At 67.0% G+C, this 24749-nt stretch carries 15 protein-coding genes, 2 rRNA genes and 1 pseudogene (1 of these 18 running past the window's edge); 15 read left to right on the top strand and 3 right to left on the bottom strand.

Translation table 11 applies throughout. The features are described 5' to 3' along the window. The 6 genes from ACORQU_RS09980 to ACORQU_RS10005 all read left to right on the top strand — a co-directional run. A 23S ribosomal RNA gene (locus tag ACORQU_RS09980) occupies positions 1 to 2185 on the top strand (it extends 681 nt beyond the left edge of the window). A 151-nt stretch (positions 2186 to 2336) separates the two neighbouring features. Continuing rightward, positions 2337 to 2451 (top strand): 5S ribosomal RNA (gene rrf, locus ACORQU_RS09985). 860 nt (positions 2452 to 3311) lie between these two features. Next, positions 3312 to 3647, top strand: coding sequence for a glycine zipper 2TM domain-containing protein (locus tag ACORQU_RS09990; protein WP_491645052.1), 336 nt, complete (start codon positions 3312 to 3314; stop codon positions 3645 to 3647). 246 nt (positions 3648 to 3893) lie between these two features. Next, the gene (locus tag ACORQU_RS09995) at positions 3894 to 5159 is read left to right on the top strand and encodes a sensor histidine kinase (RefSeq protein ID WP_491645054.1); all 1266 of its coding nucleotides are present in this window, start codon (positions 3894 to 3896) and stop codon (positions 5157 to 5159) included. After that, positions 5152 to 5919, top strand: coding sequence for a LytR/AlgR family response regulator transcription factor (locus ACORQU_RS10000; RefSeq protein WP_491641028.1), 768 nt, complete (start codon positions 5152 to 5154; stop codon positions 5917 to 5919). The genes ACORQU_RS09995 and ACORQU_RS10000 overlap by 8 nt, the downstream gene beginning before the upstream one ends. A gap of 16 nt (positions 5920 to 5935) precedes the next feature. Beyond that, positions 5936 to 6310, top strand: coding sequence for a hypothetical protein (locus tag ACORQU_RS10005; RefSeq protein ID WP_491641029.1), 375 nt, complete (start codon positions 5936 to 5938; stop codon positions 6308 to 6310). 22 nt (positions 6311 to 6332) lie between these two features. On the opposite strand, the gene ACORQU_RS10010 is transcribed toward ACORQU_RS10005, so the two are convergent. After that, positions 6333 to 7961, bottom strand: a complete 1629-nt coding sequence (locus ACORQU_RS10010; protein WP_491641030.1) for a dihydroxyacetone kinase subunit DhaK — start codon at positions 7959 to 7961, stop codon at positions 6333 to 6335. Between the two features lie 133 nt (positions 7962 to 8094). Here ACORQU_RS10010 and ACORQU_RS10015 point away from each other — a divergent pair, with 133 nt between their 5' ends. Further along, positions 8095 to 9018, top strand: coding sequence for a DUF808 domain-containing protein (locus ACORQU_RS10015; RefSeq protein WP_491641031.1), 924 nt, complete (start codon positions 8095 to 8097; stop codon positions 9016 to 9018). An 8-nt stretch (positions 9019 to 9026) separates the two neighbouring features. Here ACORQU_RS10015 and ACORQU_RS10020 read toward each other — a convergent pair whose 3' ends face one another. Both ACORQU_RS10020 and ACORQU_RS10025 read right to left on the bottom strand, forming a co-directional pair. Beyond that, the gene (locus ACORQU_RS10020) at positions 9027 to 9692 is read right to left on the bottom strand and encodes a DUF998 domain-containing protein (RefSeq protein WP_491641032.1); all 666 of its coding nucleotides are present in this window, start codon (positions 9690 to 9692) and stop codon (positions 9027 to 9029) included. A gap of 364 nt (positions 9693 to 10056) precedes the next feature. Beyond that, positions 10057 to 10371: pseudogene (locus ACORQU_RS10025) on the bottom strand (winged helix-turn-helix transcriptional regulator); the annotation flags it as partial. A gap of 103 nt (positions 10372 to 10474) precedes the next feature. Here ACORQU_RS10025 and acuI point away from each other — a divergent pair. The 8 genes from acuI (at position 10475) to treY (ending at position 24745) form a co-directional block, all read left to right on the top strand. Then, positions 10475 to 11461, top strand: a complete 987-nt coding sequence (acuI, locus tag ACORQU_RS10030) for an acrylyl-CoA reductase (NADPH) (RefSeq protein ID WP_491641033.1) — start codon at positions 10475 to 10477, stop codon at positions 11459 to 11461. An 85-nt stretch (positions 11462 to 11546) separates the two neighbouring features. After that, positions 11547 to 12182 carry a Rossmann-fold NAD(P)-binding domain-containing protein gene (locus ACORQU_RS10035; RefSeq protein ID WP_271648530.1) on the top strand — a complete coding sequence of 212 codons (636 nt, stop codon included), beginning with the start codon at positions 11547 to 11549 and terminating at the stop codon, positions 12180 to 12182. Between the two features lie 135 nt (positions 12183 to 12317). Then, positions 12318 to 14198 (top strand): DUF1302 domain-containing protein, encoded by a 1881-nt coding sequence (locus tag ACORQU_RS10040; RefSeq protein ID WP_491641034.1) that lies wholly within the window; start codon positions 12318 to 12320, stop codon positions 14196 to 14198. 435 nt (positions 14199 to 14633) lie between these two features. Continuing rightward, positions 14634 to 16193 carry a glycogen synthase GlgA gene (glgA, locus tag ACORQU_RS10045; RefSeq protein WP_491641035.1) on the top strand — a complete coding sequence of 520 codons (1560 nt, stop codon included), beginning with the start codon at positions 14634 to 14636 and terminating at the stop codon, positions 16191 to 16193. Further along, positions 16190 to 18442 (top strand): 1,4-alpha-glucan branching protein GlgB, encoded by a 2253-nt coding sequence (gene glgB, locus ACORQU_RS10050; RefSeq protein ID WP_491641036.1) that lies wholly within the window; start codon positions 16190 to 16192, stop codon positions 18440 to 18442. Before glgA ends, glgB begins: the two co-directional genes overlap by 4 nt. Further along, positions 18442 to 20208 carry a malto-oligosyltrehalose trehalohydrolase gene (gene treZ, locus ACORQU_RS10055; protein WP_491641037.1) on the top strand — a complete coding sequence of 589 codons (1767 nt, stop codon included), beginning with the start codon at positions 18442 to 18444 and terminating at the stop codon, positions 20206 to 20208. The genes glgB and treZ overlap by 1 nt, the downstream gene beginning before the upstream one ends. Beyond that, positions 20205 to 22130, top strand: coding sequence for a 4-alpha-glucanotransferase (locus ACORQU_RS10060; protein ID WP_491641038.1), 1926 nt, complete (start codon positions 20205 to 20207; stop codon positions 22128 to 22130). Before treZ ends, ACORQU_RS10060 begins: the two co-directional genes overlap by 4 nt. Then, the gene (gene treY / locus ACORQU_RS10065) at positions 22127 to 24745 is read left to right on the top strand and encodes a malto-oligosyltrehalose synthase (protein ID WP_491641039.1); all 2619 of its coding nucleotides are present in this window, start codon (positions 22127 to 22129) and stop codon (positions 24743 to 24745) included. Before ACORQU_RS10060 ends, treY begins: the two co-directional genes overlap by 4 nt. The last annotated feature ends 4 nt before the right edge of the window (positions 24746 to 24749 follow it).

Consider the following 24749-nt stretch of genomic DNA (forward strand, 5'->3'; position numbering starts at 1 on the left):
CAGGGTGAAGGTGCCGTAACAGGTACTGGAGGCCCGAACCCACGTCTGTTGCAAAAGACGGGGATGAGCTGTGATTAGGAGTGAAAAGCTAATCGAACCCGGAGATAGCTGGTTCTCCTCGAAAGCTATTTAGGTAGCGCCTCATATGTATCCTCTTGGGGGTAGAGCACTGTTATGGCTAGCGGTCCATCGCGGATTAGCAAACCATTGCAAACTCCGAATACCAAGACGGACTGTATGGGAGACACACGGCGGGTGCTAACGTCCGTCGTGAAAAGGGAAACAACCCAGACCCACAGCTAAGGTCCCAAATTCACTGCTAAGTGGAAAACGATGTGGAAAGGCATAGACAGCCAGGAGGTTGGCTTAGAAGCAGCCACCCTTTAAAGAAAGCGTAATAGCTCACTGGTCGAGTCGGTCTGCGCGGAAGATTTAACGGGGCTAAGCAGTGAACCGAAGCTTGGGGTGCACACTTTGGTGTGCGCGGTAGAGGAGCGTTCCGTAAGCCTGCGAAGGTGGATTGAGAAGTCTGCTGGAGGTATCGGAAGTGCGAATGCTGACATGAGTAACGATAATGCGGGTGAAAAGCCCGCACGCCGAAAGCCCAAGGTTTCCTTGCGCAACGTTAATCGACGCAGGGTTAGTCGGTCCCTAAGGCGAGGGCGAAAGCCGTAGTCGATGGGAAGCAGGTTAATATTCCTGCACCTCGTGTAAGTGCGATGGAGGGACGGAGAAGGTTAGGCAGGCCAGGCGTTGGTTGTCCTGGTGAGAGCGTTGAGGCGGTTCCCTTTGGCAAATCCGGGGGAGCAACGTTGAGACGAAGGACGAGCTCTTTAGAGCGAAGCTGCTGATATCACGCTTCCAGGAAAAGCTCCTAAGCTTCAGCTTACACAGACCGTACCGTAAACCGACACAGGTGGGTAGGATGAGAATTCTCAGGCGCTTGAGAGAACTCGGGTGAAGGAACTAGGCAAAATAGCACCGTAACTTCGGGAGAAGGTGCGCCTCTTCTGGTGAATAGCTGGGGGAGGCCGAAGTGACCAGGCCGCTGCGACTGTTTATCAAAAACACAGCACTCTGCAAACACGTAAGTGGACGTATAGGGTGTGACGCCTGCCCGGTGCTGGAAGGTTAATTGATGGGGTCAGCCGCAAGGCGAAGCTCTTGATCGAAGCCCCAGTAAACGGCGGCCGTAACTATAACGGTCCTAAGGTAGCGAAATTCCTTGTCGGGTAAGTTCCGACCTGCACGAATGGCGTAACGACAGCGGCGCTGTCTCCACCCGAGACTCAGTGAAATTGAAATCGCTGTGAAGATGCAGCGTTCCCGTGGCAAGACGGAAAGACCCCGTGAACCTTTACTATAGCTTTACATTGAACGTTGAGTTCGTCTGTGTAGGATAGGTGGGAGGCTGTGAAACTGTGGCGCTAGCTGCAGTGGAGCCATCCTTGAAATACCACCCTGATGTGCTTGACGTTCTAACCTAGGTCCGTTATCCGGATCGGGGACCATGTATGGTGGGTAGTTTGACTGGGGCGGTCTCCTCCCAAAGAGTAACGGAGGAGCACGAAGGTACGCTCAGCGCGGTCGGACATCGCGCACTGTGTGCAAAGGCATAAGCGTGCTTGACTGCAAGATCGACGGATCAAGCAGGTACGAAAGTAGGTCTTAGTGATCCGGTGGTTCTGTATGGAAGGGCCATCGCTCAACGGATAAAAGGTACTCCGGGGATAACAGGCTGATACCGCCCAAGAGTTCATATCGACGGCGGTGTTTGGCACCTCGATGTCGGCTCATCACATCCTGGGGCTGTAGTCGGTCCCAAGGGTATGGCTGTTCGCCATTTAAAGTGGTACGCGAGCTGGGTTCAGAACGTCGTGAGACAGTTCGGTCCCTATCTGCCATGGGCGTTGGAGATTTGAGAGGGGCTGCTCCTAGTACGAGAGGACCGGAGTGGACGAACCTCTGGTGTTCCGGTTGTCACGCCAGTGGCACTGCCGGGTAGCTATGTTCGGAAGCGATAACCGCTGAAAGCATCTAAGCGGGAAGCGCGCCTCAAGATGAGATCTCCCGGGACACAAGTCCCCTAAAGGAACCATCAAGACTAGGTGGTTGATAGGTCAGGTGTGTAAGCGCTGTAAGGCGTTGAGCTAACTGATACTAATGATCCGTGCGGCTTGACCATATAACCTCAAGTGGCTTCGGCATACGCCGATGCACCACACACTTAGCCTCGACAACACGTCGATGCCATCTATACACTCCCTACATCACAAGTAACTACGCGAGACTGTGCGCCTCATCCGTTGTTTGGATGGCGACGCTCCAACCGTCTCCCTGGTGAAATTAGCGCTGTGGTCCCACCCGTTCCCATCCCGAACACGGAAGTGAAACGCAGTTGCGCCGATGGTAGTGTGGCTTAAGCCATGCAAGAGTAGGTCATCGCCAGGGCCTTACACCTAAAACCCCTCAGATCGAAAGATCTGGGGGGTTTTTCTTTGTCCGTCCGCAACCGGATAAACGCCCAATGGCGCCGAGCGACTTAATCCCCAGCGCCCCGCCGAACTTCGCCTACCGCTCGGCAAATCGCAGAAACTTCTCGTCTGCGCGACTGCCCCATCAACGCGCCCGTGGTCAGGACATACGGCGCCAGACACAGCACGGGAAACCAACCGGGCGACGCAGGTGGACTTTTCAGCCTAGCGTTGCGTCGTGGGTACAAAGCGGCCCGCCAACCAGCAAACGCAGAACATCGGCGAAGTCAGAATGCCGAGGCACGTTCGTGAAAACTTCAAACATGGTTCAAGGCTGATCCAGAGTGCGTGCTGCCGCCGGCCGACGGTCGTTCAAATCTCACGCCGACCATAGAAAACCCCGCGTCTGCAGATAGAAAAGCAGCATCTGCGAATACAGCGCGTCCGTCGAGACCAAGTCGAGAAGGCGTGCAGCCGAAATGCCCGAGGAGACTACTCAAGGGCAGCGTCTATCCAGCGTCTAGCTTTTGAATGTCATCCTGCCTTGTGGGAGACAAGACGCCAAATGCTCGCCCAGTTCGGCGAACTTGACCGCACAAGGGGCTCTTCAAAGGGGCACCGAGGCAGTGTCGTGCGCTCTGGCACCGCGAGCGGATAACGCCAGCGCAAGAAACCAGGGCGATCACCTCGTCCAGACATCAAGAACCCACGTGTGAACGGCCTGCCCCGTTCAGGGCAGAGTCCGCGATTTTTCACGGTGCCCTGCTAGGACGGGTGGCGTCATGGCCACACGTTTCAAACCGTTGCGAGGAAACACGCATGAACACGATTCGCATCATGCTGGTCGGTGGAATGATGATGGCGGCCAATGCCGCGATGGCGCAGAGCTACGGGCCGCAGGACGAAGGACGCCGGTTCAATGATGGCACCCGCGTGGTTTGCCACAACGTCGAGGTGCAGAAGAACAGCAAGGATCCCAACCGTATCGCTGGGACCGCCGCTGGCGCGGTGGTCGGCGGCCTGCTTGGCAATCAGATTGGCGGCGGGACCGGAAAGAAGCTGGCAACGGTCGGTGGCGCCGTGGCTGGCGGCGCGGTCGGGCGCACGGTGCAGGGGCACCATCAGGAACAGCAAGGCGATCGCGTGGTGGAGAAGCGCTGCACCCGCCAGTAAGCCATCGATTGGCGAACTGATCGCCTTCCCGAGCTTGAGACCTGGAGCGGGGCCAGTCATGGCCCCGCTCTTCTTTTTGGCGACTCAATGGGAGCGCCAAATCCGGCGCTTGCGCGCCTCCGGTCCGATTGAGCGCCCACCGCGGGTGTTTCGTCGGCGGTTGTGGCGTTTCGTCGCCTACCCGTCCCGGCTCTGCGAGCGGGGGTCTATCCTCGCGGCACGATTCAATGTCTTGGGGAAGGGGCGATGGCTGGTCTTTTTTTTGTCATGCGGATCACGCTGGCTTGGGTGCTTGCATTTGTCTTGCTGCTGATCATCTATGCGTCGATTCCCTTCATCGACAACGGACCAGCATGGCCGGTCGTGCTGGCAGCGCTGCTCTTCATCGGCTATGTCAGTGCGGGAGCGTTTTCGCACGTGCGGCGGGTGCGCCTGATCACCGGACGCGTGGATCCGGTCACCCTTGCCAACCGCCAACGACGCCAGATCGAGATCCCGCTCGGTGCCAGCGAGGCGTTTGCCCTGGTCGACGCGGCAGTACGCGAACTGCCGGGCGTCGAGGAGATCCAGAGTGCGCGTGACAGCCTGCAGGTGCGGGCGAAGGTGGGTTACTCGGATCCCTACGGGCGCCAGCGGCCGCCGGGCCGCTTCAGTCTGATTCCCTGGTTGGGCTTTCGTCGCAACCAGCTGCTTGCGACGATCACGCCAGGCACCGAAAGCAGTAGCCTGTCGCTGATCTGCGAACCCGAAAGCGGCGCCTGGACCGACTGGCTGAAAATCGATCACGGCGCCAATCTGGAGCATGCCGATGCGATCGGCCGGGCGATCAGCCGCCGGATTGCGGAAAGCCGGCGCGCCGAGCAGGACAACGCGCGCCAGATCGCGACCGACAAGGAAGTCGCGCAGGCCCGGCTGAGCCTGCTGCATGCGCAGATCGAGCCGCATTTCCTCTACAACACGTTGACCAGCGCGCAGTTGCTCACCCGGACCGATGCCGCCCGTGCCGACGAAATGCTGGGACATCTGATCACCTATCTGCGGCGCTCGCTTCCGCGTGGCGAAGAAGCCTGGTCCACACTGGGCGAGGAGTTGGAACGCGCACGCGCCTATCTGGAGATCATGAAGATCCGCATGGGGCCGCGCCTGACCCTGCAGGTCGACGTCCCTGCGGCGCTGCTCCCCCTGCCGCTGCCGGCCATGATGCTGCAGACTCTGGTCGAGAACGCGATCAAGCACGGGCTGGAGCCGCAGTCGGGAGGCGGCACGATCTGGCTGCTGGCGCGCGTGATGGAGGGACAGGTCTCCATTACCGTGGCCGACGATGGCCGGGGCTTTGCCGGCGGCACGGGAGGCACCGGAATCGGCCTGAGCAATGTCCGCGAACGCCTGCGCCTGCTCTACGGTGCACACGCCACCTTGGCGGTGGTCTCCAACTTCCCCAAGGGGGTCGCGGCAACGCTCAGCGTGCCGGCGGCCACCCTGCCGATCGCAGAGGAGGCGTCCCGTGCCTGATTGCATCGTGGCCGAAGACGAGCCTTTGCTGCGTGCCGCCTTGGTGGCGCAGCTGGCCCAAGTCGCACCGGAGCTGCGCGTGGTCGCCGAGTGCGAAGATGGGGCCGACGCGCTGGAGGCCATCGCCAGCGCTCAGCCCGACGTCGCATTCCTGGATATCCGCATGCCCGGACTGACGGGGCTGGAAGTGGCTGCGGCCGCGGCCCAGGCCGGATATCGCACGCAGGTCGTGTTCACCACGGCCTATGACCAGTATGCCGTCGATGCGTTCGAACACGGAGTGGTGGATTACCTGCTCAAACCCATCGCTCCGGAGCGGCTGAAGGCCACCGTGCAGCGCGTGCTGGCACGCCAGGCGCCAACGCTGCCAGCTCAGCAAGCGCTGGTGGGGCTGTTCCAGCAGCTGGGTGGTGCGCTGCCGCGCACGGTCGCCGAACCCCTGGTCTGGCTCACCGCCAGCGTCGGCCGCGACACGCGCCTGATCCTGGTGGAAGACGTGGCGTACTTCCGCGCCGACAACAAGTACACCGTGGTGGTCACGCGCGAGGGGGAGGCGCTGTTGCGTACGCCGCTGCGCGAACTGCTGCCTTCGCTGGATCCGGCGCACTTCAAGCAGATCCATCGCGGCACGATCGTCAACCTGCGCGCGGTGGCATCGGTCAGTCGGGAGGACGGCGGCCGTGGCTGCCTGCGCCTGAAGACGCATCCGGATGTCCTCGCGGTCAGCCCGACCTTCATGCCGCTGTTCCGCGCGATGTAAGCCAAGGAGACCCACAATGCGACTGCATTCCATCCAACGCGGCTGGCGATCGCCGGCGGTGCTGTTTCCGATCCTGCTGTTGCTGAGCGGCTGCCATGTGCATGCCGATGTGAGCATCGAGTCGGCCGTCAGCCTGGACCACGTCAAGGTCGATGCCGCGCGGATCGTGGCGCGGGGCGAGCGCGTCCGCTTCACGTGCATGCAAAGCCGAAGCGGCGCGTGCTATTTCAAGGTGGCCGGACCGGCAGCGGTCCAGGTGCCGCCAGATGCGACCGAGCTCGCCTTCCAGCTCGCAGCCGGGCAGAGCCGGGAACTGAAGGGATTGCCCGCCGGCTTCCGCCATTGCCTGGATTACACCGGCACGCCACATGCGCCGGACTGCGCCCTGTGAAAGAACGCAGGTCACGATGGCCTCAGTCCGCGTAGGCCGCAAAGGCGCGCGCCACGGCTTCCGCGCCCGGGTCGACCACGCCACGTAACGCGTCCTCGGGCACCGCGGCCGATCTGCCGGCGCCGGCACGGGTCATCTGCGCGGTGCCGTCCGCGCCGCTGCGCGCTGCGTTGATCGCATCGGCCAGCGTGCCACCATCGAGCGCCTGGATGGCGGGAATCAGCGCATCGAGCATGGTGCGGTCGCCTTCGCGCGCACCGCCGTAATCCTGCATGCGCGCAATGCCTGCGGCCAGCGCGGCCGGCCAGCCGTCGCCGCGCTCCAGCGTCGTCGCCGCAGTGGTGAACAGGATCGACAGCAATACGCCGCTGGAGCCGCCCATGCTGTGCTCGATCAGTGCGGCGAGTTCGGTTGCCAGCGCGGCGTCCTCACCGGTGCTCAGACGATCCTGTGCAAGCGCGTCGGCCAGGGCGCGGGCGCCATTGGCGAAGGTGGAGCCGGCGTCGCCGTCGCCGGTGCGGGCATCGAGCGCATCGAGTTCGGCCTCGGCCTGGATCAAGACTTCGGCCAGCCTGCCCAGCGCCGCGCCGCGTGCCGCGTCACGCTGGCCACCGCCTGGCTCGGCCCCCTGGCGCGACAGCGCTGGGGTGAAGTGCTTTATCGCATGCGGTTCGACCACGCCGGGCCAGCCCAGGGTCTCGACCGGCGCGCGCAGCGCCGCCAGCACGTCTTCATCGGCCGGTGCCAGCGTCACCGAAAAGCCATGCATGTCCATCGAGGTCATCAGCGCGGCCGGGCGCGGCATCAGGGCGATCCGCTCCACCCCGATACGGGCGAGCATGCCGCGGGTCAGGGTGCCCAGTTCCTGGGTAGAACAGCCGCCCAGGTCGTTGAGCATCACGACCAGGCGCGCGCCCGCGCCGTATGTGGCATCGGCTGCATCCAGCAGCGGGGCGAGCACCAGCTCCAAGGCGTCTTCGACACCTTGCGGGTCGACCTTACGCGCGCCGGGCTCGTTGTGGATGCCCAAGCCCAATTCGGGCGAGCGCTTGCCCTGGGTCTGGCCGGGCACGGTGCAGCTGGACAGGGCCATCCCCAGGGACAGCAGGCGGTCGGCGAAAGCCTGGCCACGCTGGGCGATCTCGGCCAGTGGCAGACCTTGCGCGGCCAGATCACCGACGAACTTGTGCACCAGCACCGTGCCGGCCAGGCCACGCGGCTGCTTGGCATCGGGCAGGGCGATGTCGTCGGCCACGAGCACCGTGGCCACGTCGATCCCCTCGGCGCGGGCGCGCTCGGCCGCCAGACCGAAATTGAGCCGGTCGCCGGTGTAATTCTTGATCACCAGCAGCACGCCGGGCGCATCTGCGCAGGCGCGGATGGCGGCCAGCACGGCTTCCACGCCAGGCGAGGCGAACAACTCTCCGGCAATGGCGCCGCTGAGCATGCCCTTGCCCACAAAGCCGGCGTGCGAAGGCTCATGCCCGGATCCGCCGCCGGACAACACCGCCACCTGTGCCGGATCGCGCTGCGCGCGCAGGACGATGCGCACGCCGGATTCTGGCGTGCTCTGTAGCAGGGGCATCAGCTGCGCGGTGCCGGTGAGGATGTCGTCGACGATGGCGCGGGGCGCCCCGAGAAACTGCTGCATGCAGGCAACCTGTCTGATCTGTCACGGGCGTCCGAGCGTAATGGACGCGATGTGAGCCGAACGCGCAGGCCTGGTCGCCCCGCGCGGCGCGCACGCATGCACAATGCCTGCCCCTCTACTGGAAGTTGCGCCCATGGCCGGAGCCAGCCTGCTCACCCTGCTCGACGACATCGCCACCCTGCTTGACGACGTGGCGGTGATGACCAAGGTCGCCGCGAAGAAGACCGCCGGCGTGCTGGGTGACGATCTGGCGCTCAACGCGCAGCAGGTGACCGGGGTTACGGCCGATCGCGAACTGCCGGTGGTGTGGGGCGTGGCCAAGGGCTCGCTGGTCAACAAGGCGATCCTGGTGCCGGCCGCGCTGGCGATCAGCGCCTGGCTGCCGGTGGCGATCCCCTACCTGATGATGATCGGCGGCGCCTACCTGTGCTTCGAAGGCGTGGAGAAGGTGGCGCACAAGTTCCTGCATTCGAAGGAAGCGGAGGCTGCGCGCCATGCCGAACAGGTCCGTGCGCTGGCCGATGAAAGCGTGGATGTGGTCGCCTACGAGCGGGACAAGATCAAGGGTGCCATCCGCACCGACTTCATCCTCTCGGCGGAGATCATCGTGCTGTCGTTGGGCGTGCTGACGGCGACCTCGCCGGCGCCGCCATTCCTGCAGCAAGTGATCGTGCTGACCGTGATCGCCCTGGCGATGACGGTGGGCGTGTACGGCCTGGTCGGCGCCATCGTGAAGCTGGACGACCTGGGCCTGTGGCTGACGAAGAAGGGCGGAGTAATGGCCAGTGTCGGGCGTGGCCTGGTGGTGGCCGCGCCGCTGCTGATGAAGTTCCTGTCCATCGCCGGGACGATCGCCATGTTCCTGGTCGGCGGCGGCATCCTGGTCCACAACATCGGCCCGCTGCATCACTTCATCGAAGGCATCCTGCCTGAAGGCACGTTGGGCAGCGTGGTGTCGATGGTGGCCAATGCCGTGGTCGGCATCCTGGCCGGTGCGATTGTGCTCGGCGTGGTCCAGCTGGTGGGAAAGGCGCGCGGCAAGGCGGCCGCGCACTGAGGCTCAGTTCACGCGCGGCGCGCGTGGCCCAACAGGACCAGGCTCACCGCAGCCAGCCAGCCCAGCATCAGCATGATCACGGCTTTCTGCCCGAGGCCGTTCAAGGTGTCCGGGCACGCCCCCATCGCCCACAGCGAGGCGAAGCACAACACGCCCCACGGCAGGGCCCAGCGACGATGCCGGCGCCAGCGCGCATCGCGGCCGAAGGTATGCGCCTGCCAGATGATTCCCATCGTCGCGCACAGGAACGCGGTGGTCGCGGCGATGTGGTGGATGTCGCCCTGCAGGGTGACCGTGGCCTCGGGCATGTCCATCCAGGCGAAGGCGGTGATGCACAACGCCACCGCTGCGGTGACGAACAATCCCCGGCAGGCGCGGCTGCGCGCCATCGGGGCCAGGTCGCGCTGAAGTCCATGCACCAGCGCCAGCATGCCCACGCTGAGCACGCAGTACGCGGCCTGCAGCAGATGGCCCCATGGGCCGATCAGGTACAGGCTCATCTGATCGTCCACCACGTCCAGGTCCGGACGCAGCAGGTGCACGATCACGGTAATGAGGACGAAGGCGCCCAGGCTGGACAGCGCCAGGCGCGGCCACGTTGCATGGGGGCGCACGTCCTGATGGGCAGGCGTGGCGGCGATGACGGTCTCGGTACGGGTTGCCGTTCCTGGCATGGGTCTGTTCTGCTGCATCGTGCAGGCGTCCGATTCTAGTCGCCACATGGGGACGATGCGATGCACGCGCTGCGAGGGGCCTGTTCAGCGGAAGGAGGCTGCGCAATCGGTCGTCGTCGTTATGTGAGGTCTCCCGGTCGCGTGTGACCCAAACCTACGGCGCCCCGGAGCCAGGCAATGGGTTGTTCACGAGACATCGATTCTCAAACAGCACCAGGCGCGTTGACGAAGCTGCCCATCAGGCCCGATCAACCTTAGACGCAACCGAGGGGTCACTCTCTTGTACGCGGGCCCGCGCGCGGACCGCGCCACCGCGCTCCAGGGTCCGGTCCTCGGTAGGCGTGTCCCCCGGCAACAGGGTCCGGCGATGTTGCTCGCCCCAGTCGCGCAGCAGCAGTAGCACCGGTTCGAGCGTGCGGCCGAAAGTGGTCAGTTCGTACTCCACCCGTGGCGGCACTTCAGGGAACACCTCGCGGCGGATCACCCCGTCGGCCTCCAGCTCGCGCAGCTGTCGCGTCAGCATGCGCTGGGTGGCGTTGGGGACGCGGCGCTGCAGTTGCATGAAGCGCTTCTTGCCGCCCAGCAGGTGGAACAGGATCAGGGGCTTCCATACCCCACCGATCACGTGCAGGGTCAGTTCGACCGTACAGCCGCTCTTGAACTCGGGTTGCTTGCGCATGGCACAGGATCACCGGTGATACCGAGGCACACGAGTGTACGTTCTGTAGCGCTCACTTCATGGCGGCTAGCATGGCCGCCATCGACACGATGGAACCAGGACCATGGCATTCAAGGCATTGCAGGTGGACAAGGTGGACGGCGGCGTGCAGCCGCAGCTGGTGACGCTGGAAGACAGCGACCTGATGGAAGGCGATGTCACCGTCGCGGTGGAATACTCCACGGTCAACTACAAGGATGCGCTGGCGCTGAGCGGCAAGGGGAGGATCATGCAGGCCTTTCCGCTGATTGGCGGCATCGACCTCGCAGGCAGCGTGGTCTATTCGTCCAACCCGGATTTCAAGCCAGGCGATCCGGTGGTACTCAACGGCTGGGCGCTGAGCCAGACCCACCACGGTGGCTATGCGCAGCGCGCGCGGGTGAAGGGTGAGTGGCTGGTGCATCGCCCGTCGGCCTTCGACGCGCGCCAGGCCATGGCCATCGGTACGGCCGGCTATACAGCCATGCTGAGCGTGCTGGCGCTGGAGCACAACGGCGTCAGGCCGGGCGACGGCGAGGTCCTGGTGACCGGCGCCAATGGCGGTGTCGGCTCGGTGGCCATCGCCATCCTGGGCAAGCTGGGCTACCACGTGGTGGCCTCCACCGGACGCATGGAAGAAGCCGACCACCTCAAGGCGTTGGGCGCCGCCGAAGTGATCGACCGTCGTCCGCTGGGTGAAGCCGGAAAGCCGCTCCAGAGCGAGCGCTGGGCCGGCGCGGTTGACAGTGTCGGCAGCCACACCCTGGCCAATGTGCTGGCGCAGACGCGCTATCGCGGCACAGTCACCGCCTGTGGCCTCGCCCAGGGCATGGACCTGCCGACCACGGTGGCGCCCTTCATCCTGCGCAATGTCACTCTGGCGGGCATCGACTCGGTCAACGCCCCGCAGGCCGTGCGCGAAACCGCGTGGCAGCGTCTGGCACGCGACCTGGATCCCGCGCTGCTCGCGTCGGTCACCACGGAAGTCGGTCTGGCCGAGGTGCCGCGCGTGGTCGATGACCTGTTCGCCGGCAAGGTGCGCGGACGCGTGGTGGTCGACGTGAACGCCTGAACGGTGCGCGCGCGTGCACCGGCGCGCACGCCTGCGCTAGGCTGGGGAGCAACGAGACAGGTGCGCGTGGGTATCCGCAGCGATGATGCAGGTCATGGTGGTCGGTGCGACCGGATTGGTGGGGAGCCTTGTGCTGTCCCAGCTGCTGGTCGAGGAGACGGTCGAGCGCGTGGTCGCGCCGACGCGCCGGCCGCTGGCCACCGCCCATGCCAAGCTGATCAACCCGGTGGTGGATTTCGAAGCCCTGCCACGCGATGCCGAGTGGTGGAAGGTCGACAGCGTGGTCTGCACGCTGGGCACGACGATGAAGCAGGCCGGTTCGCGCGACGCCTTTGCGCGCGTCGACCACGACTATCCGCTCCAGGTGGCGCAACAGGCGCTGGGCAGGGGGGCGCTGTCCTACGCGCTGACCTCGGCGGCCGGCGCCGACCCCGGGTCGCGCTTCTTCTACAACCGGGTCAAGGGCAACCTGGAGCGTGACCTGACCGCCCTGGGCTATGTCTCCCTGACCCTGGTGCGCCCCGGACTGATCGATGGCGAGCGTCATGCGTCGCGTCTGGTCGAACGCGCTGCGGGAATGACCTTGCGCATGCTCGGCCCGCTGCTGCCGGCCCGTTTGCGGATCAACCCGGCCGAATGCATCGCCACTGCCCTGGTCGATGCCGCGTTGCAGGCGCGCCCTGGGCGGCATGTGGTATCCAGCGAACGACTCGCGGCGTAAGCCAGGTGAGCACTGCGCGCGCGTGCTCGAAAACTGCTTGTTTTCAGCTGATCCGGTAACGCCTGCAACCAAAGTCGGCAGCGGGTTGGCGCGGTGGTATAGAGCACGCCGTTTTCGGCATGCCGGTCAGGTTTGATGCTCCACGCTGTCCGTTTCACCCCGCGCGCACGCCTGCCGCTGTGTGCGCTGGCGCTGGCCATCGCCGCGCCCCTGCACGCCGCCGACTTCAGCCTTGCCGATGGCGAGCTCACCGGGAACTGGACCACGCGCGCCACCTTCGGTATGGGCGTGCGCACCACGGGTGCCTCGTCGCACCTGGTGGGCAAGGGCTTCCGCTCCGACGGTCGGGCCAAGGGCGGCGACGGCAGCGACACCTCCGATGACGGCAATCTCAACTACGGCGCCGGCGATGTGTATTCGGCACTGTTCAAGATCAGTACCGGGGTGGACCTGAAGTACCGCAACCTCGGCCTGGCCGTCAGCGGGCGTGCCTGGTACGACACCGCGCAACAGGACAACGATGTCCCGCAGGGCAATCAGCCCAGCGGCTTTAAGGCCAACGCGCCACTCAGCGACGACGGGTTCTCGCAATCCAACAAGTTTTCCGGCGCGATGTTGCTGGATGCCTATCTGTACGGCCGCTGGAATGTCGGCGGCCACGCCCACTGGGATGCGCGGGTCGGCAAGCAACGGGTCAGGTGGGGCGAAGGGCTGTTCTTTGTCGGCTTCAACCAGGTCAACCCGTTCGACTACACCTCCCTGCGCCGCCCAGGCACCGATGCGGCCACCGAGGCGCAGCTGCCGGTCGAGATGCTATGGAACAGGCTGAGCTTCGATAACGGCCTGTCCATCGAAGGATTCTGGCAGTGGAACTGGCGCCGCACCGAACTGGATCCCTGCGGCACCTACTGGTCGGGCACGGACATCGGCATCGACAACGGCTGCGCCGGCCTGCAGTCCAACGCCTACTATCCGATCAACGGCACCACAGCCGGTGCCGGCCAGTGGCTCAGCGACGGCTATATGAATACGGCTGGCGGCATTCTGCCGCGCGGCACCGACATCGACGGCAAGGACGGCGGCCAGTACGGGGTGGCGGCGCATTACCTGCTCAAGCCGATCGCGACCGAGATCGGCGTGTACTGGATGCGCTACAACGCGCGCCTGCCGATCCTCAACGCCACCACGCCCAACAGCGCCATCACCAATACCGCGCTGGCCGCGGCGCTGGAAGCCGATGGCGTGCCGGCCGCCTATGCCGCGCTGTCCCAGCGCCTGAGCGGCATCACCGAGGCCTGGGAATATCCCAACGGCATCCACCTGATGGGCGTGTCGGCCTCGCACAAGGGCCGGTCGTGGAAGTTCGCCGGCGAGGTGAGCTATTCGGGCAACCTGCCGGTTCAGATCAACACCGCCGACATGTTTGCCGCGCTGACCCGCAATGGCGGGCCGATTGGCGGGCGGACGTTGGGCCAGCCCGAAGGCTTCCTGCTGCGCGGCTATGACCGCTTCGACAAGTGGCAGGGGCAGCTGTCGGCGGTGCGCACCCTGGGACCGATGCTCGGCGCCAGCAGCGGCTTGCTGGCCGGCGAGGCCGCCTGGCAGCACGTGAACCTGCCCGGCCTGGACGCGGCGCGTTACGGGCGCGGCTTCGCCTGGGGCTATTCGCCGGAGGGCTTTGATGGCAGTTGCTCGGCGGTGCAGAACCCGGATGGCTGCATGAACAGGGGGTATTTCACCAAGATGGCCTGGGGTTACCGGGTCAAAGGCCAGCTCAATTACACGGTGGGCGGCACGACCCTGTCGCCCAGCCTGACCTGGGGCCAGGACGTGCACGGCTATGCGGTGGACAGCAGCCTGGTCCAGGATCGCAAGACGGTCTCGCTGGGGCTGGCCGCCAAATTTGCGCGCCACGCCTTTGCCTCGGTGGCCTATGCCCATTACCTGGGCGACCCCCCCTACGATGTGCTGGCCGACCACGACAACGTGGTGATGGCCATCGGGACGACCTTCTAGTCCGCCACGCTCCAAGGCCTGCCAGGCGCCGTCATGGCTTCGTGCGATGGCGGCGTTTTGCGTTCAAGGCCAAGCGCGGCACCGCACGGTGACGTCACTGGTCACTGGGAAGACGAACCATCGGGGCGGATGTCTGACAGCGCCGACAGAGGGGCTGGGTACCGTTCGGCGTTTTCCTGCAACACCCAGGCGGACAAGGCTTGCGTGATGTCATGAGATTGAGGTAGACGTTTCACATCCCTTTTATTGGGGCGTTCGTAGATTCAATCGCGGACGTCCTCCGGCCCCTCATGGCCGCGCCGTCCAATTCTCTTCGCGTCACGTCGCCTGGTTTCGCGCCATGGCGGCGGTTTGTGCTCCGCGCTGTTTTGGCTCGTGCTGTTCCGTCCTTCCCCCTTCAGATTTCGACGGATTTCCCCCATGGTCGCGTCTGCGATGTCTCCCGTTTCTAGCCCGCTGCCGGACAGCGTGCCGGCCGTGCCTGCGCGCGGTCACCGCTCCCGGCATCGCGATGCGCGTGGGCGCTTCATTCCCGGGGCGGCGAACGATCCGGATACGCTGCGGGTCGGCACGGTGGCCCGGCGCACCGCATTGTTCGTCACCTCGGAGATGGCCGATTTCATCAAGGCCGGCGGTCTGGGCGATGTCGCCGCCGCGCTGCCGCGCGCGTTGCGCAGCCGCTACGACGCGCGGGTGTTGATCCCCGGCTATCGCGCGGTCCTGGCCAGGGCCGGCAAGCTGGAGATCGTCGGGCACATCGGCGCGCACGCCGCGCTGCCTGCCTGCAAGGTGGGCTATACCCGCCAGGCCGACGGTCTGCCGGTCTATGTGCTGCTGTGCCCGGAGCTGTTCGAGCGTGAGGGTTCGCCCTACGTCACCAGCCTGGGCGCGGAATGGGAAGACAACGCGATCCGGTTCGCCACCCTGTCGCGGGCGGCGGCGGAGATCGCTGGCGGGCGCGCCGGCATGGACTGGACCCCGGACCTGCTGCATCTCAACGACTGGCCCTGTGCGATGGCCTCGGCGTACGTGAAGTGGTCCGGCGGCAAGACGCCGTGCCTGCTGACCATTCACAACCTGGCCTACCAGGGCCTGTTCCCGCATGCGGTGGCCCCGTTGTTGGGCATTCCCGAGGAAGGCCGCGGCGACCTGGAGTTCTATGGACAGATGTCCTTCCTGCGCGGGGGCATCGTCCATGCCGTGCATGTGAATACGGTGAGCGTCAGTTACGCGGCGCAAATCACCCTGCCGGCGATGGGCTGCGGCCTGGACCGATTGCTCGCGCGGCGCGCGGCGACCGGTGGCCTGACCGGAATCCTCAATGGGATCGACGCCAGCTGGGATCCGCGGACCGACCGCCATCTGCAGGCGCATTTCAGCGTCAACGACTGGGCCGGGCGCAATGCCAATGCGCGCCAGGTCCGACGTGACTTCGGTCTGCCGGAGCGCAACGGGCCGCTTTTTGCGGTGGTTTCGCGCCTGGTCCACCAGAAGGGTCTGGACCTGATCTGCGAGGTGGCGCCCCAGATCGTGGCGGCCGGCGGGCAGATCGTCATCATCGGCGGCGGTGAGCCGCAGATCGAGCAGGCGGTGGGGATGCTGACCCGGCGCTACCCGGGTCACATCGGGGCCTACATCGGCTTCGAGGAGCAGTTGGCCCGGCGCATGTTCGCCGGATCGGACTTCCTGCTGATGCCCTCGCGCTTCGAGCCCTGCGGCCTGAGCCAGATGTACGCCCAGCGCTTTGGCAGCCTGCCCATCGCCCACGCGACCGGCGGCCTCATCGATACGGTGGACGACGGCGTCACCGGATTCCTGTTCCAGGATCCGTCCGCCGATGCGCTGCGTCGGTGCCTGGCGCGCGCCTTCCGTACCTTCCGGCTGCCGGGCTTGATGCATGCGATGCGGCGCGCGGCCATGCTGCGCCCCAGCGGCTGGGACCTGGCCGGCAGCAAGTACCTGGCGCTCTACGATCGGACCACGGCATTGGCATGAGCGAACGGATGTCGGCCAAGCAGGCAATGCGCAAGAGCGACGGAGAGAGCGAGACGGGCGAGGAGCGTGTGGAAACGTGCCTGGATCCCCGGCTTGAAGCGCTGCTGCATGGTCACGGTGGCGATCCGTTCGCGCTGTTGGGGCCGCATGCGACCCCCGAAGGAAAGGTCCGGGTGCGTGCGATGGCCCAGGGCGCCGAGGCCATGGCGCTGCTCAACGAGCACGGCAAGGTCGTGGCCTTGACGCGCTGTCTGGACCCGGCCGGGCTGTTCGAGGCCGAACTGGGGACCGCAATGCGCTACCGGCTGCGCATCGCGTGGCCTTCGGCCATGCAGGAAATGGATGACCCGTACGCCTTCGGTCCGGTGCTCGAAGAGGCCTGGCTGCATGGGCTGGTCAATGGAGACGGCGAGTGCGCGCGACAGGCGCTGGGCGCGCACCGCATGGTGCATGAAGGCGTGGAGGGCGTGCGGTTTGCGGTGTGGGCGCCCAATGCGCAGCGGGTCTCGCTGGTGGGCGAGTTCAACGGCTGGGACGGGCGGCGCAATCCCATGCGCCTGCGCCATGCCGGGGGCGTGTGGGAGTTGTTCATTCCCGGCCTGGGCGCCGGGGCCCGTTACAAATATGAAATCACCGCTGGCGATGGCACCCGCCTGCCGCACAAGGCCGATCCGATGGCGCGTCAATGCGAGCTGCCGCCGGCCACCGCCTCGGTGGTGCCGCAGGCCGAGGCCTTTGCCTGGACCGACGTGGAGTGGATGGCGCAGCGTGCGGCGCGCGCGACCACGCCCGAGCCGATGGCCGTCTACGAGGTGCACGCCGGCTCCTGGCGTTGGGGCAGCGATGGCCAGCCACTGGACTGGGACGGGCTGGCGCGCGAGCTCATCCCCTACGTGCAGTGGCTGGGTTTCACCCACATCGAGCTGCTGCCCATCACCGAGTATCCCTTCGGAGGCTCGTGGGGTTACCAGCCGCTGGGCATGTATGCCCCAACCGCGCGCTACGGCTCGCCGGAAGGCTTCGCCCGCTTCGTCGATGCCTGCCACAACGCCGGCATCGGTGTGGTGCTGGATTGGGTCAGCGCGCATTTTCCCAACGACGAGCATGGCCTGGAGCGCTTCGACGGCACCTCGCTCTACGAGCATGCCGACCCCAGGGAAGGCTTCCACAAGGACTGGAACACGCTGATTTACAACTACGGCCGCCACGAGGTCTCGGCCTATCTGGTGGGCAGCGCGCTGGAGTGGATCGAGCGCTACCACATCGATGGGCTGCGCGTGGATGCGGTGGCCTCGATGCTCTACCGCGACTACAGCCGCGCCGAGGGCGAGTGGGTGCCCAACCGGCATGGCGGGCGCGAGAACCTGGAGGCGGTGGAATTCATCAAGCGCCTCAACAGCGAGGTCGGCCGGCGCTTTCCGGGCGTGATGATGATCGCCGAGGAATCCACCGCCTGGGGCGGGGTCACCCTGCCGCCGGAGCTGGGAGGGCTGGGTTTCACCCACAAGTGGAACATGGGCTGGATGCACGACACGCTGGAGTACATGAAGCGTGATCCGGTGCATCGCAAGCACCACCATAGCGAGATGACCTTCGGCATGGTCTATGCGTTCTCGGAGCGCTTCATGCTGCCGCTGTCGCATGACGAGGTCGTCCACGGCAAGGGCTCGCTGCTGACCAAGATGCCGGGCGACACCTGGCAGAAGCTGGCCAACCTGCGCGCGTACTTCGGCTTCATGTGGGCGCACCCGGGACGCAAGCTGCTGTTCATGGGCGGTGAGTTCGGCCAGTGGGACGAGTGGAACCATGATGCGCAGCTGGACTGGCCGCTGATGCGGGTGCATGAGCATCACGGCTTGGCCCAGCTGGTTTCCGACCTCAATGCCCGGCTCAAGGAGCAACCGGCGCTCTACCGCAACGACCACATGCCCGAAGGTTTCGAGTGGTCGGTGGGCGATGATCACGCCAACAGCGTGTTCGCCTTCGTGCGCCACGATCGCGACACTGGCGCGGCGCCAGTGCTCGCGGTCAGCAACTTCACCCCGATGCCGCGCTATGGCTACCGCGTGGGCGTGCCGCGGGCAGGCCAGTGGCGCGAGATCCTCAACACCGACAGCGGCCACTACGGCGGTTCCAACGTTGGCAATGCCGGTGCGGTGGACAGCCAAGCGGTGCCGATGCATGGGCACGCGCAGTCCCTGGCATTGACCCTGCCGCCCTTGGCCACCATCTGGCTGAAGGCGGATTGATGGCCGCGCCCGGGGGACAGGCCGGCGAACCGTGGTGGGGCGCGGCGCCGGGCCGGGATGGACGCACCCGTTTCCGCCTGTGGGCGCCGGATGCCGCCGAGGTGGTGCTGGAGCTGGACGACGCGGGCCGGCACCCGCTGGAGCGCCGCGACGATGGCAGCTTCGACGCCACGCTCGACGCACCGCCGGGCACGCGCTATCGCTATTGCATCGACGGGCGCGAGCCCGTGCCGGATCCGGCCTCGCGCTGGCAGCCCGACGGTGTCCATGGTCATAGCGTGGTGGTCGATCCAGAGGCCTATGCCTGGCGGCACGCCGATTGGTGTGGGCGGCCCTGGCGCGAAGCGGTGCTCTATGAATTGCACGTCGGCACCTGTGGCGGCTATGCCGGGGTGCAGGCGCAGCTGCCGAAGCTGGCCGCGCTAGGCATTACCGCCATCGAACTGATGCCGCTCAACGCCTTCCCCGGGCAGCGCAACTGGGGCTATGACGGTGTGCTCCCCTATGCGCCGGCCGCGGCCTATGGCACGCCGGACGAACTCAAGGCCTTGATCGATGCGGCGCACGGGCACGGCCTGATGGTGTTCCTCGATGCGGTCTACAACCACTTCGGGCCGGACGGGAACTACCTGCACCAATACGCCGAAGGATTCTTCAACGCGCAGGCGCCCACGCCATGGGGGCCGGCGATCGATTTCAACCAGCCCGCCGTGCAGCGCTACTACCTGGACAACGCGCTGATGTGGCTGCACGAGTACCGCTTCGACGGACTGCGCCTGGATGCGGTGCACGCCATCGTGCCCAACGACTTCCTGGAGACCTTGCGCCAGACGGTGGTGGCCAGCCTGCCGCCGCAGCGCCACGTGCATCTGGTCCTGGAAAACGAGTTCAACCAGGCCTTTCGCCTGGCCGATGGCTTCACCGCGCAATGGGACGATGACTTCCACAACGCGCTGCACGTGCTGCTCACCGGCGAGGAGGAGGGCTACTACGCCGGCTTTGCCGACGATCCCAGCGCGCACCTGGCGCGGGTGCTGGCCGAAGGCTTTGCCTACCAGGGCCAGGCCGACCATCGCGGGCACCGGCGCGGCGAGCCGTCCGGGCACCTGCCGCCGACCAAGTTCGTGGTGTTCGCGCAGAACCACGACCAGATCGGCAACCGCGCCAAGGGTGATCGTCTGTCCACACTGATCTCGCCACCAGCGCTGCGTGCGGCGCTCGCGCTGGCCACGCTGACGCCGATGATCCCGCTGTTCTTCATGGGGGAGCCATGGGGCGCGCGCGAGCCGTTCCTGTTCTTCACCGACTACGCACCGCCGCTGGACGAAGCGGTGCGCGAAGGACGGCGCCGCGAGTTCGCGCACTTCGCCGCCTTTGCCGATCCTGAGGCGCGCGCGGCCATCCCGGATCCGAATGCAGCGTCCACCTTTGCCGCATCGCGCTGCGATATCGCAGCCGCCGAACAGGGTGAAGGAGCGGAGTTCGCCGCCTGGTTCACCGCCCTGCTGCGGGTGCGCGCCGAGCGACTGGTCCCGCACCTGGACGCTGCCCGCGCGCTGGGAGCCGAGGTGCTCGCGCCGGGCGCGATCCGCGCCAGCTGGCAACTCGGGGCGCAGGTGCTGCAGGTTGAGATGAACTTCGGCCGCGTTGCCGTTTCGGCGCCGCCGCCGGCGGGCGAGCTGCTGCATGCGCAGAACAGCACCGCGCACGCGACGATGCTGGCCCCCGACAGCCTGCGCGCCTGGCTACGGGATGCGGCGTCATGAGTCCGCCCTCCCTGGACACCCTGGCGCGCGCGGCCGGCCTGCAGCCGGACTGGGTCGATGTGGCGAGTCGTCCCCGCACGGTCGCGCCGGATACGCTGCGCGCGGCGCTGGAGGCCATGGGCTATCCCTGTGCGACGCCGGCCCAGCGCGAGGACAGCCAGCACCGCCTGGCCGCGCTGGCCCAGGCGCCAGTGCTGGTGACGGCCTTGGCGGGAATGCCCATCCAGGTCGGCGCCGCCGCCGGCACCCGCTATCGGCTGGTCGATGCCGAGGGCCACGCGCAGGAAGGGCGCCTGGACGCGCAAGGCCAGACCGCGCAGGTGCGCCTACCCGGTTACTACCGGCTGGAGATCGGCGGCGATGCGGCCAGTGCGTTGCAGGTCGCCGTGGCGCCGGGGCGCTGCTGGTCGGTGGCCGATGCCTGCAAGGTGTCCCATTCGCGTGCGTGGGGGGTGGGCCTGCAGGTGTATTCGGCTTCCAGCGTGTGGGATGCCTCCATCGGCGATGCGCAAGGCGCGGCCGACTGGGCCGCGGCGGTGGCCACGGCTGGCGGCGATGCCCTGGCCCTGAGCCCGGTGCATGCCGCGCGTCCGGTGGGGCGTTACTACAGTCCTTATTCGCCAAGCGACCGGCGCTTCTTCGATCCCTTGCATGCCGCGCCGGCGATGGTGCTGGGCCAGGACGCGGCGGCCGCCGCCCTGCGCCAGGCCGGCCTGGAGACGCGATTCGCGGACCTGCATGCCGGGCCGTGGGTCGATTGGGAGGCCGGGGCGCAGGCCAAGTGGGCCTGGCTGCGCGCGCTGCATGCCGGCTTCGGACCGGACGCCCCGCAGTGGCGCGACCTGCAGGCCTTCATCGAGGATGGTGGACCGGCGCTGGCCCAGCATGCTGCCTTCGCCGCGCGCGAGGCCGGCGACGCGGATCCCGGGCTGCAGCTGTTCGCCCAGTGGCTGGCTGCGCGCAGCTGGACCGGCGTGCAGCAGGCCGCGCGCGCGGCGGGCATGCGTATCGGCCTGATCAGCGACCTGGCGGTGGGCTTCGACCCGCATGGCGCCGAAGCGGCCGCCTGGCCCGAGGCGGTGCTGCCCGGTTTGGTCCTCGGCGCGCCGCCGGACGCCTTCAACGCCGACGGCCAGGCCTGGGGCATCGGCAGCTACTCGCCGACCGGGCTGCGCGCCAGCGGGTTCGCGCCGTTCATTGCCTTGCTGCGGGCAGTGATGCGGGGGCGCGGCGGGGTCCGCATCGACCACATCCTGGGCTTGCTGCGGCTGTGGGTGCTGCCCGAAGGGGGCAGCGCCGGCGACGGCGTCTACCTGGGCTATCCCTTCCAGGACATGCTGCGGCTGCTGGCGCTGGAGTCCTGGCGTCATCGCTGCATCGTCATCGGCGAGGACCTGGGCGTGGTGCCAGACGGCCTGCGCGAGGAACTGGCCAAGCGCGGCGTGCTGGGCATCGACGTGCTGATGTTCACCCGCGATCGCGACGGTGCGTTCCTGCCACCGTCGCGCTGGCGCAACTCGGCGGTGGCCACCACCACCACCCACGATCTGCCGACCCTGGCCGGCTGGCGGATCGGCCGTGACCTGGACTGGCGCCAGCGCCTGGGCGCCGGCGGACAGGTCGATCGTGCGGCCGAGGGCGCGCAGCGCGAGGCCGAGGTCGCCGCGCTGTCCACCCAGGTGCAGGCCGACGGCGGCGACGGGACGGACCTGGGCGGCTGGTGCGCCTTTGTGGCCCATGCGCCTGCGCCGCTGGCCCTGCTGCCGGCCGAGGATGCCCTGGGCCTGGAGGAGCAGCCCAACCTGCCAGGCATCGTCGAGGGCCATCCCAACTGGCGCCGCCGCCTGCCCGAACCCTTGCCGGCAACGGCGCTGGAAACCGCGCTGGAGAACTTCGCTGCGGCACGGGACGCCGCGCCATGACCAACCTGCGCGCCACCGCCAGGCTGCAACTCCATGCCGGCTTCACTCTGCGCGATGCCGCCGCGCAGGTGCCTTACTACGCGCGTCTGGGCATCAGCCATCTGTATCTGTCGCCGATCGGCACGGCGGTGCAGGGCTCCACCCACGGCTACGACGTCACCGATCCGGGCACGGTCAATCCCGAACTGGGCGGCGAGGACGCCCTGATGGCGCTCCACGCGGCCGTCCAGGCACACCAGATGAGTCTGCTGCTGGACATCGTGCCCAACCACATGGCGGCCCATGCCTCCAATCCGTGGTGGTGGGACGTGCTGCGCCACGGGCGCCGCAGCCGCCATGCGGACTGGTTCGATATCGACTGGCGCAGTCCCGGGCACGACGGCAAGCTGTGGTTGCCGGTGCTGGATCGCCCCTATGCCCAGGCGCTGACCGACGGGGCCTTGAAGCTCGAGGTCGACGCGGCCGGCGAGTTGCGCCTGGAACACCACGACAGCCGCTTCCCGGTGCGCATGGATGGCATGCCGGTGCCGGCCGACCCGGACCAGCGCCGCGACTGGGCCTGGCGCATCAGCCAGGGCAGCGCCCGCGGCGAGCAGACCCTGCATCGCCTGCTCGAACGCCAGCCCTACCGTTTGGTCTGGTGGCGGGTCGGCAACGACATGGTCAACTACCGGCGGTTCTTCGATATCACCTCGCTGGCGGCCATCCGGGTGGAGCGGCCCGAGGTGTTCGCCGCGGTCCACGCCTTGCCGCTGCGGCTGATCGCCGATGGCGTGATCGACGGCCTGCGCCTGGATCACGTCGATGGCCTGGCCGACCCGCGCGGCTACCTGCGGCGCCTGCGCAGCCACGTGGACAAGGCCGGGCGCAAGCGTGGTCTGCGGCCGGGCAAGATCGTGCTGCTGGTCGAGAAGATCCTCGCCCCGGGCGAGCGCCTGCCGCGTGACTGGCCGGTGCAGGGCACCACCGGCTACGACTTCATGGACCAGGTGTCGGGCGTGCTGCACGACGCCGATGGCGAGGCGCCGCTGCGCGCGCTGTGGCGCACGGCCAGTGGCCGCAGCGGCGATTTCGCGCAGGAGGAATTCCAGGCGCGCGGCGAGATCCTCGATGGACCGCTGCAGGCAGAGTTCACCCGCGCCCTGCAGGCGGCGGTGGCGGCTGCGCATCTGGACTTGGCCTGCCGCGCCTTCAGTCCGCAGATGCTGGGCGGGGCGCTGAGCGCGGTGATGCGCCGCTTCCCGGTCTACCGCACCTACGCCGGGCACGACGGCCTGGACGCGCCGGACCGGGCGCTGTTCGCCCAGGCCGCCGCCCAGGCCCGGGCCACCGCCAAGCCGCAGGTGCAGGCCGCGATCGACGCCCTGTGCGAGTGGATGCGCGACATGCCGGAGACCCCAACGGTGCAGCGCAGCCTGCGCCGGGTGCTGCGCCGACGCATCGAGCAGTTGTCTGCCCCGCTCAACGCCAAGTCGGTGGAGGACACCGCCTTTTATCGGCATGGCGTGCTGCTCTCGCGCAACGAGGTGGGCTCCCATCCCACCCATCTGGCCGTGGATCCGCATGCGTTTCACCAGGCCTGCCTGGTGCGCGTGGCCGCCGGCCAGCGCATGCTGCTGGCCACCGCGACCCATGACCACAAGCGGGGCGAGGACGTGCGCATGCGCCTGGCCGTGCTGTCCAGCCTGCCCCAGTGGTGGGCCGATCAGGTGGAGCGGCTGACTGGCCTGGCCGCGGACCTGGGACGGGCGCCACATGCGGGCGGCCCCAGTGCCGGCGATGCGCTGATGCTGTGGCAAATGGTGGTGGCGGCCTGGCCGCTGGCCCTGGCTCTCGACGATCAGGCGGGCCTGACGGCCTATGCCGAGCGCCTGGCCGCCTGGCAGACCAAGGCATTGCGCGAGGCCAAGCTGCGCAGTACCTGGACCGAGCCGGACGCGGGCTACGAAGCCGCCGCGCGCGCGCTGCTGGAGACCGCGCTGTGCGAAGACAAGGGGGCGCCGCTGCGCGCGGCCCTGCATGCCGCCGCCCAGGCGCTGGGCGCGGCCGGTGCGATCAACGGCCTGGCCCAGGCCACCCTGCGACTGACCACCCCTGGCGTGCCCGACCTGTACCAGGGCACCGAAGACTGGGACCTGTCGCTGGTGGACCCGGACAACCGCCGGCCGGTGGATTTCGCCCTGCGCCAGCGCTGGCTCGACGACACCACGCCGTGGTCGGCGCTGCTCACCGGCTGGCGCAGTGGCCAGGTCAAGGCGCGTCTGATCGCGCGGCTGCTGCAGCTTCGCGCGGAATTGCCCGAGCTGTTCGCCCGCGGTGATTACCGTCCGGTCCTGATCGAAGGCCTGCCGGCCGGCCAGGTGCTGGCCTTCCGCCGCCAGTACGGTGAGGCCACGCTGGTGGTCGCCGTGCCGCGCGGCCTGGCCGCCTCCTGTCTCGACGCTGCGCTCCCCCTGCTGCCGGCAAGCTGCTGGCAGGGCGGCTCGCTGGCGCTGCCCGACGGCCGCTACCGGCACCTGCCCGACGACCGCGTGCTGACGGTCAGCGGCGGGCAGGTGGCATTGACCGAGTTGTTTGCCCATTCCCCCGTGGCCGTGCTGGCCACCTATCACTGACCTG

It is taken from the genome of Pseudoxanthomonas sp. JC1303, from assembly GCF_058448525.1.